Genomic DNA, 14,976 nt, shown 5'->3' with positions numbered 1-14,976 from the left:
ACTGGCACGCAATGCTCATGCCGCCTCGCAGGCCTTCTTGACGATGCCGGCGCGCAGCTCGAACTCCGGCAGCACCCAGCGGCGGAAGGCGGCGGCCGGGCGCGCCCAGCGCGCGGCGTCGGCGCCGGGCGTGGCCTCGATGCGCGCCCAGGCCCAGGCCATCATGGCCAGCATCGCCAGGCGCAGGTAGTCGTCGGCCACTTCGTAGGGCAGGCGCGGCCTGGCCTGGGCGGCCATGGCGACGTTCGTCGTCAGGTAGCGCAGCTGCGCCAGGCGGCGCTGGGCGTCGGCATCGGCCTCGCGCGAGGCGTCCAGTTCGTCGCGCAGCGCCAGCAGCGTGGCGGCGAAGCCGGCGCCGGCGTCGGGCAGAACCTTGCGCACCAAGAGGTCGATCGCCTGGATCTCGTTGGTGCCCTCGTAGATCATGGTCACGCGCGCGTCGCGCAGCACCTGCTCGATGCCCCACTCCCGCACGTAGCCGTGGCCGCCGAAGACCTGCAGGCAGGCGCTGGCGCCGTCGAAGCCCTGCTGCGTGCAGGCGGCCTTGAGCACCGGCGTGACGTAGCTGCACCACTGCTGCGCCGCCTCGCGCGCGCGGGCGTCGACGGCGTGGCGGGCCACGTCGAGCTGCACGCCGGTGCGGTAGGCGATCAGGCGCGCGCCATCGGCCCAGGCGCGCTGGGTGTCGAGGATGCGGGCGACGGCGGGGTGGTCCTCGATCAGGCTCGGCTCGCTGCCGGGCACGCCGGGCGCCGAGGCAGCGCCGGGCCGCCCCAAGCTGCCGAGTCCCCCTCGGGGGGCGCCGCCGGCATCGCCGGCGGCTGGGGGCGCTTTCATCTGCCTGCGTTCGGCGGCATAGGCCGTGGCTTTCTGCAAGGCGGCGTCTAGCAGGCCGATGCCCTGCAGCGCCACGTGCAGGCGCGCGCTGTTCATCATGACGAACATGGCGGCCAGCCCGCGGCCGGGCTCGCCCACCAGCCAGCCGGTGGCCTCGTCGAAGCGCATCACGCAGGTGGGGCTGCCGTGCAGGCCCATCTTTTCCTCGATGCGCTCGCAGTGCACCGCGTTGCGGCTGCCGTCCTCCAGCACCTTGGGCACCAGCGCGAGCGACAGGCCCTTGGGGCCGGGCGGGCCGTCGGGCAGGCGGCACAGCACCAGGTGGACGATGTTGTCCGTCAGGTCGTGCTCGCCGCCGGAGATGAAGATCTTGGTGCCGGCGATGCGCAGCGAGCCGTCGGCCTGCGGCTCGGCGCGCGTGCGCACCAGCCCCAGGTCGCTGCCGGCGTGGGCCTCGGTCAGGCACATGGTGGCGAGCCATTCGCCGGTGGCGATCCGGCCGAGGTAGCGCGCCTTGAGCGCGTCGCTGCCGTGGTGCTTCAGGCACTCGTAGGCGCCGTGCAGCAGGCCCGGCGCCATGGTGAAGCCGTGGTTGGCGCCGCTGAGCCATTCGTACAGCACCGCTTCCAGCACGGCCGGCAGCCCCTGGCCGCCGTCGTCGGGGTGGGCCGAGAGAGCAGGCCAGCCGCCGTCCACGAAGGCGCGGTACGCCTCGCGGAAGCCCGGCGGCGTGTGCACGCTGCCGTCTGCCTCGCGGCGGCAGCCGGTCTCGTCGCCCTCGCGGTTCAGCGGCGCGACCACCTCGCCGACGAACCTGCCGGCTTCTTCCAGCACCTGCTGTGCGAGTTCCGCATCGACCTCGCCGAAGGGCGCCAGCGCCTGCAGCGCCGCCGGCGCGGCCAGCACGTCGCGCAGCAGGAACAGGGTGTCGTCGGGGAGGGGGCGGTAGTCCATGGTGCGAGCGGAGAAGGGGTTCAGGAAGCGCGGCAGGCGAAGCTGGCCGCCTGCTCGGGATCGCCGCCGACGTAGCGGGCCACGCGCGGCCAGGCGCACAGCGGGCGGCTGCGCTGCGGCGACCAGTCCGCCGGCACCTCGGGGTTGGGCTGCGGCGTGCCGGCGCCGCGGGCGCGGGCTTCCACGGCATCGGGCGCCCGGCCCTGCTCGACCCAGGCCACCAGCGGCGCCAGCAGGTCGAACTGGTCGGTGGACGGGCCGCCGCGGCAGTGATTCATGGCCGGCACGGGGAAGTAGCGCGCGAAGGCCGCGGCCCGGCCGCCGTGGGCGGAGTCCAGCTCGCCGTACCAGCGCGCCGTGTCGCTGGGCGAGAACACGCCGTCGGCAGTGCCGTGGTAGACGACCATCTTCGCGCCGCGGCCGCGCAGCGCGGCCAGGTCGCCGGCCGGCGGCAGCATGAAGTCCAGCGCCGATTCGCGGTAGGTGGCGTCGCGGGCGGCGATGCGCGGCGCGTCGCGGTCCATGTCGAAGCCCAGCGCGAAGGGCAGGCCCTGCGGCCGGTCGGCCAGCGGCGGCGTGCTGAAGATGAAGGCCACCGCGGCGGCGTCGCGCGTGCCCGGCGAGGCGAGCTTCCAGTTGCGCCAGTCCTGGCCGGCCAGGCCGGGATCGAACGGGAAGGCGCTGTACAGGGCCTTGCCTCGGCTGTCGCGGGCGCCGGCGAAGACGCGCGCGAGCGTGTCCTTCTGCGCCGGCGTGAGGCACCGGCCGGTGCGCTCGCCGGCGCAGGCCGGCACGTCGCGCGCGACGTCGAAGCGCGCCTGGCAGGCCTGCACGTCGCCCACGATGCCGTCGGCCAGGCCGTCCAGCGCGTCGCAGCGGGCGCGGATGCGGCCGGCGACGAAGGTCAGCTCGTCCGGCGTGAAGGCGGTCTGCAGGTCGGGCTGGCCGGCGGCGGTGCGGCCGGTGGCGATCCGTGCGTACTGCTGCGCCCCCCACAGCTGCGCGACGGCGGCCCTGGGCAGGTTGAAGCCCGGGTTGCCGGCCAGCACGCCGTCGTATTCGCCGGGCAGGCGCGCGGCGGCCACCATGGCGTGGCGGCCGCCGTTGGAGCAGCCGGCGATGTAGGAGCGGTCGGGCCCGCGACCGTAGGCGGCGGCGACGAGCTGCTTGGCCACCGGCGTGAGCTGGGTGACGGCGTCGTAGCCGTAGTCCCGCCGCGCCTGCGGATCGAGGCCGAAGCGCGGGTTCTGCGCGCCGCTGTGGCCGGCGTCGGAACTGACCACGGCGAAGCCCTGCTGCAGGGCCGTGTGGGTCGGCGCGCCGCCGCCGATCGTGCCCATGGCGGGCACCACCGCGCCGTCCAGGCCGCCGTTGACCTGGTGCAGGAAGCGTCCGTTCCAGGCGTCAGGCAGCCGCAGCTCGAAGCCGATGGCATAGCGCTGGCCGTCCACCGGGCTGGTGCGTTCGTTCAGCCGGCCCTGCACCAGGCAGTGGGCCGGCACCGCGACCGGGCTGTTGCCCACCGTGACGGTGCCGGCCGCCACCGGCTCGGCGCGCGTGAGCACCGTGCCGGCGGGCAGGGCGCCTTGCGCCAGCGTCGCGCACTGGTGCAGCGCGCCCGGCCGCGCGGCGGCCAGGCGCGGCAGGCTGGCATCTGCATCCGGCCGGCTGCCGCAGGCGGCCAGGAGCAGGGCGGCACTGCCGGCCGCCACGGTCAGGCGCATGCCCCGCATGGCGCTCAGGATTCCGCGGTGAACCCGATCTGCTTGACCAGCGGGCCCCAGCGCTCGTACTCGGCCTTCTGGTCGGCCGCCATCGCCTGCGGCGTGCTGCCGTGCGCCACCAGGCCCACCAGCGCCAGCGAGTCGACGACCGACTTGTCCTTCAGCGCGGCGGTGATGGCGGCGTTGGCCGCGGCGATGGTGGCGGCAGGCGTCTTCGCGGGGGCGAAGAAGCCGAACCATTCCTCCGAGGTCACGTCCGGGTAGCCCAGCTCGGTGAAGGTGGGAACGTCGGGCAGGTAGGGCGAGCGCTGCTTGCCCGAGGTGGCCAGCACGCGCACGCGGCCGCTCTTCATGTACTGCAGGTAGTCGCCGCTGGGGTTCATCGCCGCGGCGATCTGGCCGCCCACCAGGTCGGTGATGCTGGGCACCGTGCCGCGGTAGGGCACGTGCTTGAGCGCCACGCCCGAGCGCAGGCCGAGCAGCGCGCCCAGCAGGTGCGGCATGGAGCCGGCGCCGGGCGAGCCGTAGCTGGCCTGGTCCGGGTTGGCCTTGGCCCAGGCCAGGAAGTCCTTGAGCGTCTTCACCTCGGCCGGCACGGCCGGGCCCACGGCCAGGCCGTGGAACATGATGGCGCCGATGGACACCTGCGTCACGTCCTCCGGCTTGTAGCTGAGCTTGGGGTAGATGTACGGGTAGACCGAGAGGGCCGACACCGGCGCCAGCGTGAGCACCGAGCCGTCGGGCGGCGAGTTCTTCAGCGCCTCGACCGCGATGCGGCCGCCGGCGCCGGGCCGGTTCTCCACATAGCCGGGGTTCTTGCTGTAGGGCGTGCCGCCGATCTTCTCGGCGACGCGGCGGGCGACGCTGTCGCCCGCGCTGCCGGCCGGGAAGCCGTACATGATCTTCACCTGGTCCAGCGCCTGGGCCAGCGCGGAAAGCGGTGCGAGCGCGCCCAGCGCGGCGGCACCGCCGAGGGCGTGGAGGAGGAAGTGGCGACGGTCTTGCATGGTCTGTCTCCTTTGGTGGCGGGGGCGGGTTATCGGGGCGACATGCGCAGCGCGCCGTCCAGGCGGATCACCTCGCCGTTGAGGTGGCCGTTGGTGACGATGTGGCAGGCCAGCTCGGCGAACTCCGAGGGCTTGCCCAGGCGCGGCGGGAAGGGGATCGAGGCGGCCAGCGACTGCTGCACGGGCTCGGGCAGCTCCAGCAGCAGCGGCGTGGCGAAGATGCCGGGCGCCACGGTGCACACGCGGATGCCGTGCTGCGCCAGGTCGCGCGCCATCGGCAGCGTCATGCCCACCAGGCCGCCCTTGCTGGCGCTGTACGCCTGCTGGCCGACCTGCCCGTCGAAGGCCGCGACCGAGGCGGTGAACATCATCACGCCGCGCTCGCCGCCGTCCAGCGCATCGAGCTTCGCGCAGCGCGCGGCGAACAGGCGGCTGATGTTGTAGGTGCCGATCAGGTTGACGTTGACGACGCGCGCGAAGTCTTCCAGCGGCGCCGGGCTGCCGTCCTTGCCGACGATGCGCTTGGCGCTGCCGATGCCGGCCACGTTCATCAGGATGCGCGCCGGGCCGTGCGCCGCCTCGGCGCCGGCCAGCGCGGCCTCGACGCTGGCGGTGTCGGTGATGTCGCAGGCGAAGGCTGCGCCGCCGATCTCGGCCGCCACCTTCGCTGCGAGTTCGGCGTTGCGGTCCAGCACGGCGACCCTGGCGCCCAGCCGGGCCAGCTCGCGGGCGGTGGCCTCGCCCAGGCCGGATGCGCCGCCGGTGACGAGCGCGCTCTGTCCTTCGATCTTCATGTCTCGCTCCTTTGCGTCATTGCCATTGCGGCTTGAGGGTGAAGGGCAGCGCGTCGGCGTGCAGCGCCTGCACGGCGGCGTCGCGGTGCTTGAGCACGGCGCGCTGGTTGATGGAGCCCTTGTCCGTCACCTCGCCCTTGTCGATGGAGGGCGGCTCGGCCATCAGCGCGGCGCGGGCGATGCGGTTGGCGCTGCCGGTGGCGTCGCCGGCCAGCCGGTCGACGACTTTCTGGAAGTGCTGCTGCACCGCCTCGCTCTCCAGCACCTGCTGCATCGGCGCGCCTGGCGGCAGGCCGGCCAGTTCGCGCACCGCCTGCGTCGGGAAGATCAGCGCGCCCACTTCCTTCATGTTCAGGCCGGTGAGCACCACGTCCTGGATGTAGGGCGCGCCGAAGGCGATCACCTTGGCGCGCAGCGGCCCCACGCTGACGAAGGTGCCGGTGGCGAGCTTGAAGTCTTCCGCGATGCGGCCGTCGAAGCGCAGGCCCAGGTGGATGTTGTCCGGGTCGATCCAGGCCACGGCGTCGCCGGTCTTGAAGAAGCCTTCCTCGTCGAAGGCGTCGTGCGTCGCCTCGGGCATGCGCCAGTAGCCGGGCGTGACGTTGGGGCCGCGGTAGCGGATCTCGACCTTGCCGTCGGTCGGCACCAGCTTCACTTCCATGCCCGGCGTGGGCAGGCCGAGGTCGCCGGTCTGCACCTGCGGGCGGGTGATGTACAGGCCGAAGGGGCCCGATTCGGTCATGCCCAGGCCGGTGCCCATCACCAGGCGCTCGCCGATCTCGGCCTCCTGGATGCGGTGGAGCTGGTCCCACACCGCCTGCGGCAGCGCGGCGCCGGCGTAGAAGAACATGCGGCAGCGCGACAGCAGGCGCTTGCGCAGCACCGCGTCCTCTTCCATCGCGTTGGCGATGTACTCGAAGCCGGTGGGCACGTTGAAGTACACGGTGGGCGCGATCTCGCGCAGGTTGCGCAGCGTCTCGGCGATGCCGGCAGGCGTGGGCTTGCCGTCGTCGATGTAGAGCGTGCCGCCGTTGTCCAGCACGATGCCCACGTTGTGGTTGCCGCCGAAGGTGTGGTTCCACGGCAGCCAGTCGACCAGCACCGGCGGCTCGTCGCCCAGCGCGGGGATCGAGGCGCGCAGTTGCGCCTGGTTGGCGCACCACATGCGGTGCGTGTTGATCACCGCCTTGGGGTTCTTGGTCGAGCCCGAGGTGAAGAGGAACTTGGTGATGGTGCCCGGGTGTGTGGCGTGCATGGCCGTGTCCACCGCAGCGGTGGGCTCGGCGGCCAGCAGCTCGGCGAGCGGCGTGGTGCGGCGGCCCTCCAGCGTGCCGCCGGCCAGCACCACCTCCACGTCCTGCGGCACGGTGGCGGCGATGGCGGGGGCATAGCGCGTGTCGGCCGCGAACACCAGGCCCGGCGTCAGCGTGCCCAGCACGTGGCGCAGCTTTTCGTAGTCCTTGCTCACCAGCGAGTAGGGCGGCGAGACGGGGCAGTGCGGGATGCCCGCGTACAGGCAGCCCAGCGCCAGCAGCGCGTGCTCGATGCCGTTCTCGCTCAGGATGGCGACGGGGCGCTCTTCGGACAGGCCGCGGTCGAGCAGCGCCTGGCCGATGGCGCGCGCCTTCGCCAGCGCCTCGCGGTAGGTGACGCGGATCCAGTCGCCGGTGCTGCCGTCGGCGTTGCGCGCGCGGCGGGCGATGAAGGTGCGCTCCGGCGCCACGGCCGCCCAGTACACCAGGCGGTCGGTCATGCGGTGCGCGTAGGGCCCCAGGGGCCGCTCGGCCGCGAGGTACTGCACGCCGTCGCCGCCCTCGCGCAGCACGCCGCGCGTGACGCCGAAGGCCAGGGGGCGGTAGGCCGGCGCAGCCGCCCGTGTCGTCTCCGTCATGTCGATCTCCGTCGATTGAAAAAGGGGGCCGGGCCTCAGCCCTTGGCGACCTTGGCGGCGCGGCCTTCGAGGAAGGCGCGCACGCGCTCCTTGGCGTCCGGCGCGTCCTGCACGATGCCGGACATCAGCGCCTCGGTGAAGAAGCCATGGTCGGCCGGCTGCTCGGCGATGCGCGGCAGCGCGTGCATCAGGGCGTAGTTGGTCAGCGGTGCGTTGGTGGCGACGCGGCGCGCCAGCTCCAGCGCCTTGTCGAAGGCCGTGCCCTCGGGCACCAGGTACTGCGCGAAGCCGGCGCGCTCGCCTTCCTCGGCGTTGTAGACGCGGCCGGTCATCATCATGTCGGTCATGCGCGCCACGCCGATCAGCCTGGGGATGCGCACCGAGCCGCCGCCGCCGACGAAGATGCCGCGCGAGCCCTCGGGCAGCGCATAGAAGGTGCTCTCGTCGGCCACGCGGATGTGGCTGGCGCTGGCCAGCTCCAGCCCGCCGCCGACCACCGCGCCATGCAGCGCCGCGATCACCGGCACCGGACCGCCCTGGATGCAATCCAGCGCCTGGTGCCACATGCGCGAGTGCTGCACGCCCTGGCTGGCGTTGCGCTCGCTGATTTCCGAGAGGTCGAGCCCGGCGCAGAAGTGCGGGCCCTCGCCGTCGAGCACCGCCGCGCGCACCGTGCCGGGCAGGTTCTGGAAGGTGTCGCGCAGCGCGAGGATCAGCCCGTCGTTGAGCGCATTGCGCTTGGCCGGACGGGTCAGGCGGACGATGGCGATGTCGTCCTGGATGTCGAGGCGGAGGTCGGGGTTCGGCGTCATGATTGCAGTCCTTGCTGGAATCGATTATGGTTATGAAAAATAACCAACTCAAGCACCGCCGCGCCTGATTGGATCGGTATTTACCCTAGCCCGGAGACAGTCCATGGACATCGCCAACCTCATCGCCATCGACACGCACACCCATGCCGAGGTGAGCTGCTGGAACCCCTTCGACAACTATGGCGAGGAGTACGACCGCGCGGCCGACAAGTACTTCAAGTCCGGCCGCCGCCCGACCATCCAGGAGAGCATCGACTACTACCGGGAGCGGAAGATCGGCATGGTGATGTTCGGCGTGGACAGCGAGTCCAACCTGGGCCGCCGCCGCATTCCCAACGAGGAGATCGCCGAGGCGGCGCAGAAGAACCCCGACGTGCTGATCGCCTTCGGCAGCATCGACCCGCACAAGGGGAAGATGGGCGCGCGCGAGGCACGGCGGCTGATCGAGGAGCACGGCGTGCGCGGCTTCAAGTTCCACCCCACCGTGCAGGGCTACCACCCCTACGACCGCATGGCCTGGCCGATCTACGAGGTGATCGCCGAGCACAGGCTGCCGGCGGTGTTCCACACCGGCCACAGCGGCATCGGCTCGGGCATGCGCTGCGGCGGCGGCCTGCGGCTGGAATACAGCAACCCGATGCACCTGGACGACGTGGCGATCGACTTCCCCGACATGCAGATCGTCATGGCGCACCCGAGCTTCCCGTGGCAGGACGAGGCGCTGTCGGTGGCCACGCACAAGCCCAACGTGTGGATCGACCTCTCGGGCTGGAGCCCCAAGTACTTCCCGAAGCAACTGGTGCAGTACGCCAACACGCTGCTGAAGGACCGCGTGCTGTTCGGCAGCGACTGGCCGCTGATCTCGCCCGACCGCTGGATGAAGGACTTCCAGGAGGCCGGCTTCAAGCCCGAGGTGATGCCGGGCATCCTGAAGGACAACGCCGTCCGGCTGCTCGGCCTGGGCGGCTGAGCGCGCTCAGCGCGGCACGGCGTCGGCGGTGGTGGTGGTCACCGCCGGCGGATCGTCGTCTTCATCGGCCTGCAGGTGGGCGGTGATGGCGTCGTGCCACAGCCGGTAGCCGGCCTGGTTCATGTGCAGGCGGTCGGGCAGGAACAGCTCCGCGCGCGGGCGGCCGTCCTCGCCCATCATCGGCGTGTAGATGTCGATGAAGTCCGCATCCGCCTGCGTGCGCACGTAGGCCGCGATGATGTGGTTGGCCTCGCGGATCTGCGGCAGCAGCCGCTCGCGCGAGGGGCTGGGCTTGATCGAGATGTAGCTGATGCGCGTGTCGGGCAGGGCCTCGCGCACGGTGTGGGCGAACTGCGCGAAGGCCTCCAGCACCTGGATCGGCGTGCGGCCCAGCATCAGGTCGTTGTCGCCGGCGTACACCAGCACGTGGCGCGGGCGGTAGCGCACCACCAGGTCGCGCGCGAGCACGCTGCATTCGGCCATGGTGGAACCGCCGAAGCCGCGGTTGATGACCACCGGCAGCTCGCTGAAATCCTGCGCCAGGCGGCTCCACATGCGGATGCTGGAGCTGCCGAAGAACAGCACGCCGCCGCTCTCGGGCATCCGCGTCCGGTCGGCCGCGGCGAAGGCGTCCAGCGAACTCTTCCAGCGCAGCTGCGCGGCCAGGTAGGCGGGCGAGAGGCCCGGATCGGGCGCCGGCTGCTCGGCGAAGGCGGCTGCTGCGCCCCACAGCGCGGCGGCGCAGACCAGCAGGGACGGCGCCAGCCGGCGCGCAGCGGACATGGGAAGGCGAAACGGCATCACGTGGTCGGTACGACAGATACGGGGAAGAGCCAAGGCCATGCAACCCTCGAGCCAGCCGGCCGGTTGACAGCGCAGCGCGGAGCGAGGCCAAAAATCTTAACGGGCGTTCCTGACAGCGCCGCGTCGCCGCGACGGCCGGAAGCGCGCCGCCGCCGATTCAGGAAACAAAATGACACATATACTCCGCCAGATCAACAGGGGGAACGAGCCCCATGCACGGAGCACCCATGCCCAATCCGGCTCTCGACGACGAGGACAGCCTGCCCGCCCCGGCCCCCTTCTGGCATCGGCTCAACACCTTCTTCGGCCTTCCGCTGCAGGGCACGCCGCTGCTGTATGCGCTGGCGCTGGCGGCGTCCAGCCTGCTGGTCCTGCCGCTCGGCGCGGTCATCGGGCTGCCGCTGGCCATCGTGGTGGTGGTGCTGGGGCTGCTGCTGGCCGTCAGCCGCTACGGCTTCAAGGTGATGGCGCTGGGCGCGCGCGGCATCTTCCGCGCTGCCGACTATCCGCACCGGATGGAGGAGGACGTCACCGCGCTGCCGTGGAAGCTGTTCCTCGTGCTGCTGGCGCAGGGCTTCGCCGCCGGGCTGGTGCAGCGCCTGTTCGGCGAGGGGATGGGCCTGCTGGCCACCGGCGTCGTCTCGCTGGTGATGCCGGCCACGGTGATGGTGATCCTGCTCACCGGCAGCGGCATGGCAGCCCTCAACCCGGCACGCCTGTGGGACACCATGACAGTGGTCGGCTGGCCCTACCTGCTGCTGTTCTTCTTCCTGTATTTGCTCAATGGCGGCATGGGCTTCGGCGCCGTGTTCGTCGTCACCAAGATCGGCCGCACCATCGCCATCCCGCTGCTGAGCTTCGTCGTCATCTACTTCAGCTGGGTGATGTTCGCGCTGCTGGGCTACGTGATCTATCAGCACCACCGCGCCTTCGGCATCGACCTGCTGCCCGGCGGCGAGGCCGACGAGGGCCGCCCGCAGCTCACGCCCGAGCAGCAGGCCCAGCGCGCCGCCGACAAGGAGGTGGCCGGTCTTGTCGCTGCCGGCGACGTGCCCGCCGCGCTGGCGCTGGCTTACGAGGCGCAGCGCATCGACCCCTACTCGCTGCCGGCGCAGCGCCGCTACCACCGCGTGCTGCTGCTCGCGGACGACAAGACGCCCACGCTGCTGGACCACGGCCGCCGCTTCATCGAGCAGTTGGTGCAGCAATCGCAGGTGTCGGAGGCGCTGCGCGTCTACCAGGCCTGCCGCGGCAAGGACGAGGCCTTCATGCCCGAGGGCAGCGCCAGCACCTTCGCGCTGGCCCGCCATGCCTGGCAGGGCGGCGACGCGAAGGAGGCGCTGCGCCTGCTCAACGGCTTCGACAAGCGCTTCCGCGGCGACCCGCTGATCCCCCAGGTCTACGAACTCGCGGCGCGTGCGCTGGTGCAGGGCCTGGGCAAGCCGAAGATGGCGCTGCCGATCCTGCAGCAGCTGGAGCGCAAATATCCCGAGAGCGAGGCGGCGCGGGAGGTGCGGTGGATGCTGCGGGAGGTGGTGGATGAGGGGCAGGCAGGGGCGGCGCCGGCACAGGCTTGAGGCCTCCGCGGCAACCTCGGAACGATCATGAGCCGCGTGACCATCTCGATCCGGCCGTGCCAGCCGACTGCCTCGTTGATCGGTCGCATCCGCTCCATCACGAAGCTGGGCATCGCCGACGTGCGCGACCGTCTCGCAGGCGGTGAGCCGCTGTTCGATCAAGAGATCTTCGGCAGCCGGGTGGAAGATCTCTTTGCGCAAGCAAGAGGGCTTCTGCTCGCCCTGGAGGAAGAGGGGCATCAACCGCTGGTGAGCGAAGCCGGTCGGCCGATCACGGCGCAGATACTGCGAAACATCCTTCAGGCATCCGAAGCGTCGGCGGAGGAACTGCGGCGCCTGGACGATCTGGGGCACGTCTAGGTTCGGTCCATCCGCCCTCAATCTCCCAGCAGTTCCCCCACCGGCCGCAAATCCTCCACCCGGTCGCACACCGCCTTGACGACCATGAGGATGGGGATGCCCAGCAGCAGCCCCCACACGCCCCAGAGCCAGCCCCAGAAGATCACGCCGACGAACACGGTGACGGGGTTCATGCGCGCGGTGCGGCTGGTCAGCCAGGGGGCCAGCAGGTTGCCGACCAGGGTGTGGATGAGCAGCGAACTGCCGGCCACGGCCAGGGCCATCTCGATGCTGCTGAACTGCAGGAAGGCCACCAGCCCGGCGGCGGCGAGCATGATCACCGAGCCGACGTACGGGATCAGGTTGGTGACGCCGGCGAGGATGCCCCACACCGCCGCGTTGGCCAGCCCCAGCGCCCAGAAGGTCAGGCCGGTGGCCACGCCGACGACCGCGCTGGTGAAGATCTGCACCATCAGGTAGCGCTCGATCTGCCGCGTGATGTCGTCCAGCACGTGCACCGTGATCCTCTTGCGCTGCAGGCCGTGGCCGGTGATCTTGACCAGCTTGCGGCGGAAGGTGTCGCCCGAGCACAGCGCGAAGTAGGTGAGGAAGACCACCAGCGTGAGCTGGCCGGCGGCGCCGAGCAGGCCGACGGTGCCGCTCCACAGGTAGTCGCGTACGTTGAAGGGCGGGCGCTCGATGATGACGCGCTGCACGCCGCGGCGCGGCGGGGCCGGAGTGGCGTTGTCCTGGGCGGCGCGCTCCAGTTGCGCCGCCGCGGCCTGCACGGTGTCGAGCGGGCTGGCCTTGGTGCTGCGCTCGCGCACGGCGGCGCGCAGCTTCTGCGCGGCCACGGGCAGGGCGTCGATCACCTCGGCGGCGCTGCCCGACAGCGAATAGCCCGTCCATCCCAGCCCGCCGCCCAGCGCCACCAGCAGCAGCGCGGCGCCCAGCCAGCGCGGCAGGCGCCAGCGCTCCAGCCGGTCGACCACCGGCGCGAGCGCATAGGTCAGCATCAGGCTGAGCATCAGCGGGATGAACACCGCCGCCGCCCAGCGCAGCGCGAACACGCAGGCCAGCACGGCCAGCACCGCCAGCGAGATGCTGCGCACGTCCACCGGCATCTGCAGAACGACCGGCGGGCCGTCGGCGGGCGGGGGCGGTGCCGGCGCGTCCGGCGGAGCGGCCTCCTCCGCGACTTCCGAAGTGGCGGGCGGCTCCTCGTCGGCGGCGGGGCCGGCGTCCGGGCCGGGGCTGGGTTCGGGCGGCGGTGGGTTGTTCATGGGTTCCTCACGGCCTCGCGCACGCCGGCGAGCATGCGGCGCGAGACCATCACCAGCTCCGGCACGCCGGCCAGGCGCAACGCCCAGCCCTCGGTGTCTTCCTCCTGGTCGTAGTGGCGCTCCAGCGCGCGGATGGCGCTGCGCGCGACCAGGGTGCTGCGGTGCGCCCGCACGAAGCGCTCGGGCCAGCGCTCCTCCAGTTCGCCCAGCGTGCCGTCCATCACCAGCGAGCGGGTGGCGGTGCGCACGGTGATGTACTTCAGCTCCGCGCGCAGGTAGATCACCTCGGCCAGCGGGATGCGCTCGGCGCGCCCGCGGTCCTGGATCAGCAGGTGCTCGGCCGGCGCCGCCGCGCCCTGCGCGGCACGGCGTTCGCGCAGCACGCGCTCGGCCTTGGCCAGCGCCTGCTGCAGCCGCTCGGCGCGCACCGGCTTGGTCAGGTAGTCGACCGCCTCCAGCTCGAAGGCGGTGACGGCATGCTCCGCGTGCGCGGTGACGAAGACCACCGCCGGCGCGTCGGGACGCTCGCGCAGCAGCCGTGCGAGCTCCACGCCGTCGATGCCGGGCATGTGGATGTCCAGCAGCATCAGGTCGAAGGGCTGGGCGTCCAGCAGCGCCAGGGCCTCGCTGCCCTGGGCCGCCTCGCCGCCGACCAGCGCGGCGGGCGCGCGGCACTCGCCCAGCAGGGTGCGCAGGCGGGCGCGGGCGAGGGTCTCGTCGTCCACCACCAGGGTGCGCAGCGCGTGCGAGAGCGGGCGGGCGGCGGGAAAGGATTCGGGCGGCAGGCTCATGGTTCTTCTTCTGCGGGGATGTCGATGCGCACGCGGTAGTGGTCTCCGTCCACCCCGGCGCGGAAGCTCGCCTGCACGTCGTGCAGCAGCTTGAGCCGGTCGCGCACGTTGTTCAGCGCGATGCCATGGCCGCGCGGCAGCGGCGCGTCGGCCCAGTACAGCGGCGGCAGGCTGTTGACCACCTCGATCACCACCTTGGCCCCGCGCCGCTCGGTGCGGATGCGCAGCTTGCCGCCCTGCGGGCTGGGCTCCACGCCGTGCTTGACGGCGTTCTCCACCAGCGGCTGCAGCAACAGGCGCGGCAGCCGCGCACCGTCGGCCCGCGGGTCGACCGCCCAGCGCACCCGCATGCGGCGGCCGAAGCGCACCTGCTCGATCGCCAGGTAGCGCTGCGCCAGCGCGATCTCGTCGCCCAGGGTGGCCGGTTGGTCCGGGTCGGCCAGCGCGGAACGGAACAGCTCCGACAGGTCCTCCAGCATCGTCTCGGCCTGGGCCGGCGCCTCGCGCACCAGGGCGATGGCGCTGTTGAGCGTGTTGAAGAGGAAGTGCGGGCGGATGCGCTGCTGCAGCTCCTCCAGCCGCGCCGTGGTGGCGGCCGGCGTGCGGCCGCTGGCGCGCAGCGCCATCGCCACCATCGCGCTGCCGGCAAAGGTCGCGCCGGCCAGCCCGCTGGCCAGCCACGAGGCCGAGGGCATGACGCCGGTGAAGCGCAGCAGCGCGCAGCCGTAGGCAGCCGAAGCAGCGCCCAGCAGCACCCCCGCGGCGTACTGCAGCCGCCGCGGCCAGCGCGCCATCGGCCGGCGCAGGGCGCACACGGCCACCAGCCACAGCAGGGTGGCGGGCAGCGCGCCGCCGGTGACGGCCGCCGCCAGCCCCAGCCAGTCGACGAAGCCGGGGGCGACGAACAGGGTCGCGATGGCCACCAGCGCCTGCACCGCCAGCACGGCGCGCAGCACCACGCCGATGCGGCAGGCGTCGAACAGCGGCTGCGCCGCCGGCCGCTGGGGCGCGGGAGCGGGCGCGGCGGCGGGCGGCCGCAGCGGGGCCGGCATCGTCGAATCGACGCCGGGGTCGGCCGATAAAATCGATGGGTTTCGCATCCCTCGCGAGGCGGTGGGCAGGCAGCGGGCCATTATTGCTGCGCCCGCCGCCGTTGCCGCCTCCGGCCGCCCCTTCCCGCCCTGCCTGCCGTG

At 72.2% G+C, this 14,976-nt stretch carries 13 protein-coding genes; 3 read left to right on the top strand and 10 right to left on the bottom strand.

Annotated features, from left to right (window positions below):
* Positions 1–15 precede the first annotated feature (15 nt).
* Genes ACIY1X_RS02765 through ACIY1X_RS02740 form a run of 6 tightly spaced genes read right to left on the bottom strand, consistent with a single transcriptional unit; the run spans position 16 to position 8,019 of the window.
* Positions 16–1,791 (bottom strand): acyl-CoA dehydrogenase family protein, encoded by a 1,776-nt coding sequence (locus ACIY1X_RS02765; RefSeq protein ID WP_399677822.1) that lies wholly within the window; start codon positions 1,789–1,791, stop codon positions 16–18.
* Between the two features lie 20 nt (positions 1,792–1,811).
* The gene (locus ACIY1X_RS02760; RefSeq protein ID WP_399677855.1) at positions 1,812–3,515 is read right to left on the bottom strand and encodes a tannase/feruloyl esterase family alpha/beta hydrolase; all 1,704 of its coding nucleotides are present in this window, start codon (positions 3,513–3,515) and stop codon (positions 1,812–1,814) included.
* Positions 3,516–3,529: 14 nt separating this feature from the next.
* Positions 3,530–4,522, bottom strand: coding sequence for a Bug family tripartite tricarboxylate transporter substrate binding protein (locus tag ACIY1X_RS02755; RefSeq protein WP_038208209.1), 993 nt, complete (start codon positions 4,520–4,522; stop codon positions 3,530–3,532).
* Positions 4,523–4,551: 29 nt separating this feature from the next.
* Entirely contained in the window at positions 4,552–5,316 is a 765-nt protein-coding gene (locus ACIY1X_RS02750; protein WP_038208210.1) for an SDR family NAD(P)-dependent oxidoreductase, read from the bottom strand.
* Positions 5,317–5,332: 16 nt separating this feature from the next.
* Entirely contained in the window at positions 5,333–7,207 is a 1,875-nt protein-coding gene (locus tag ACIY1X_RS02745; protein ID WP_038208212.1) for a feruloyl-CoA synthase, read from the bottom strand.
* A 35-nt stretch (positions 7,208–7,242) separates the two neighbouring features.
* A complete protein-coding gene (locus tag ACIY1X_RS02740) occupies positions 7,243–8,019 on the bottom strand; it encodes a crotonase/enoyl-CoA hydratase family protein (protein WP_038208216.1) in 777 nt (258 codons plus the stop codon).
* Between the two features lie 103 nt (positions 8,020–8,122).
* On the opposite strand from ACIY1X_RS02740, the gene ACIY1X_RS02735 reads away from it, so the two are divergent.
* Positions 8,123–8,989, top strand: coding sequence for an amidohydrolase family protein (locus tag ACIY1X_RS02735; RefSeq protein ID WP_038208219.1), 867 nt, complete (start codon positions 8,123–8,125; stop codon positions 8,987–8,989).
* Positions 8,990–8,995: 6 nt separating this feature from the next.
* On the opposite strand, the gene ACIY1X_RS02730 is transcribed toward ACIY1X_RS02735, so the two are convergent.
* A complete protein-coding gene (locus tag ACIY1X_RS02730) occupies positions 8,996–9,772 on the bottom strand; it encodes an SGNH/GDSL hydrolase family protein (RefSeq protein ID WP_399677820.1) in 777 nt (258 codons plus the stop codon).
* Positions 9,773–10,020: 248 nt separating this feature from the next.
* Between ACIY1X_RS02730 and ACIY1X_RS02725 the strand changes: the two genes are divergently transcribed.
* Both ACIY1X_RS02725 and ACIY1X_RS02720 read left to right on the top strand, forming a co-directional pair.
* Complete coding sequence (locus tag ACIY1X_RS02725; protein ID WP_038208221.1) at positions 10,021–11,370, top strand: bacterial transcriptional activator domain-containing protein; 1,350 nt, start codon at positions 10,021–10,023, stop codon at positions 11,368–11,370.
* A 27-nt stretch (positions 11,371–11,397) separates the two neighbouring features.
* Complete coding sequence (locus ACIY1X_RS02720) at positions 11,398–11,730, top strand: hypothetical protein (RefSeq protein ID WP_399677818.1); 333 nt, start codon at positions 11,398–11,400, stop codon at positions 11,728–11,730.
* 17 nt (positions 11,731–11,747) lie between these two features.
* Here ACIY1X_RS02720 and ACIY1X_RS02715 read toward each other — a convergent pair whose 3' ends face one another.
* The 3 genes from ACIY1X_RS02715 to ACIY1X_RS02705 are packed head-to-tail and all read right to left on the bottom strand — an operon-like array spanning position 11,748 to position 14,835.
* Positions 11,748–12,992 (bottom strand): AI-2E family transporter, encoded by a 1,245-nt coding sequence (locus ACIY1X_RS02715; RefSeq protein WP_399677817.1) that lies wholly within the window; start codon positions 12,990–12,992, stop codon positions 11,748–11,750.
* Positions 12,989–13,783, bottom strand: coding sequence for a LytR/AlgR family response regulator transcription factor (locus ACIY1X_RS02710; RefSeq protein WP_399677815.1), 795 nt, complete (start codon positions 13,781–13,783; stop codon positions 12,989–12,991). The genes ACIY1X_RS02715 and ACIY1X_RS02710 overlap by 4 nt, the downstream gene beginning before the upstream one ends.
* Positions 13,780–14,835: a sensor histidine kinase gene (locus tag ACIY1X_RS02705; RefSeq protein WP_399677813.1), complete on the bottom strand. Its 1,056-nt coding sequence runs from the start codon at positions 14,833–14,835 to the stop codon at positions 13,780–13,782. Before ACIY1X_RS02705 ends, ACIY1X_RS02710 begins: the two co-directional genes overlap by 4 nt.
* Between the last annotated feature and the right edge of the window lie 141 nt (positions 14,836–14,976).

This window comes from Xenophilus sp., from assembly GCF_044462705.1.
Classification (GTDB): Bacteria; Pseudomonadota; Gammaproteobacteria; order Burkholderiales; family Burkholderiaceae_C; genus Xenophilus; species Xenophilus azovorans.
Note: the sequence above shows the minus strand (reverse complement) of the source record. Positions and strands in the feature narration are given on the sequence as shown.

What these genes read in the sequence shown, in the direction of transcription:
- ACIY1X_RS02750 (WP_038208210.1), bottom strand. Translation starts at nt 5,316, where the DNA reads ATGAAGATCGAAGGACAGAGCGCGCTCGTCACCGGCGGCGCATCCGGC.
- ACIY1X_RS02740 (WP_038208216.1), bottom strand. Translation starts at nt 8,019, where the DNA reads ATGACGCCGAACCCCGACCTCCGCCTCGACATCCAGGACGACATCGCC.
- ACIY1X_RS02745 (WP_038208212.1), bottom strand. Translation starts at nt 7,207, where the DNA reads ATGACGGAGACGACACGGGCGGCTGCGCCGGCCTACCGCCCCCTGGCC.
- ACIY1X_RS02730 (WP_399677820.1), bottom strand. Translation starts at nt 9,772, where the DNA reads ATGTCCGCTGCGCGCCGGCTGGCGCCGTCCCTGCTGGTCTGCGCCGCC.
- ACIY1X_RS02715 (WP_399677817.1), bottom strand. Translation starts at nt 12,992, where the DNA reads ATGAACAACCCACCGCCGCCCGAACCCAGCCCCGGCCCGGACGCCGGC.
- ACIY1X_RS02720 (WP_399677818.1), top strand. Translation starts at nt 11,398, where the DNA reads ATGAGCCGCGTGACCATCTCGATCCGGCCGTGCCAGCCGACTGCCTCG.
- ACIY1X_RS02765 (WP_399677822.1), bottom strand. Translation starts at nt 1,791, where the DNA reads ATGGACTACCGCCCCCTCCCCGACGACACCCTGTTCCTGCTGCGCGAC.
- ACIY1X_RS02735 (WP_038208219.1), top strand. Translation starts at nt 8,123, where the DNA reads ATGGACATCGCCAACCTCATCGCCATCGACACGCACACCCATGCCGAG.
- ACIY1X_RS02755 (WP_038208209.1), bottom strand. Translation starts at nt 4,522, where the DNA reads ATGCAAGACCGTCGCCACTTCCTCCTCCACGCCCTCGGCGGTGCCGCC.
- ACIY1X_RS02710 (WP_399677815.1), bottom strand. Translation starts at nt 13,783, where the DNA reads ATGAGCCTGCCGCCCGAATCCTTTCCCGCCGCCCGCCCGCTCTCGCAC.
- ACIY1X_RS02705 (WP_399677813.1), bottom strand. Translation starts at nt 14,835, where the DNA reads ATGCCGGCCCCGCTGCGGCCGCCCGCCGCCGCGCCCGCTCCCGCGCCC.
- ACIY1X_RS02725 (WP_038208221.1), top strand. Translation starts at nt 10,021, where the DNA reads ATGCCCAATCCGGCTCTCGACGACGAGGACAGCCTGCCCGCCCCGGCC.
- ACIY1X_RS02760 (WP_399677855.1), bottom strand. Translation starts at nt 3,515, where the DNA reads ATGCGCCTGACCGTGGCGGCCGGCAGTGCCGCCCTGCTCCTGGCCGCC.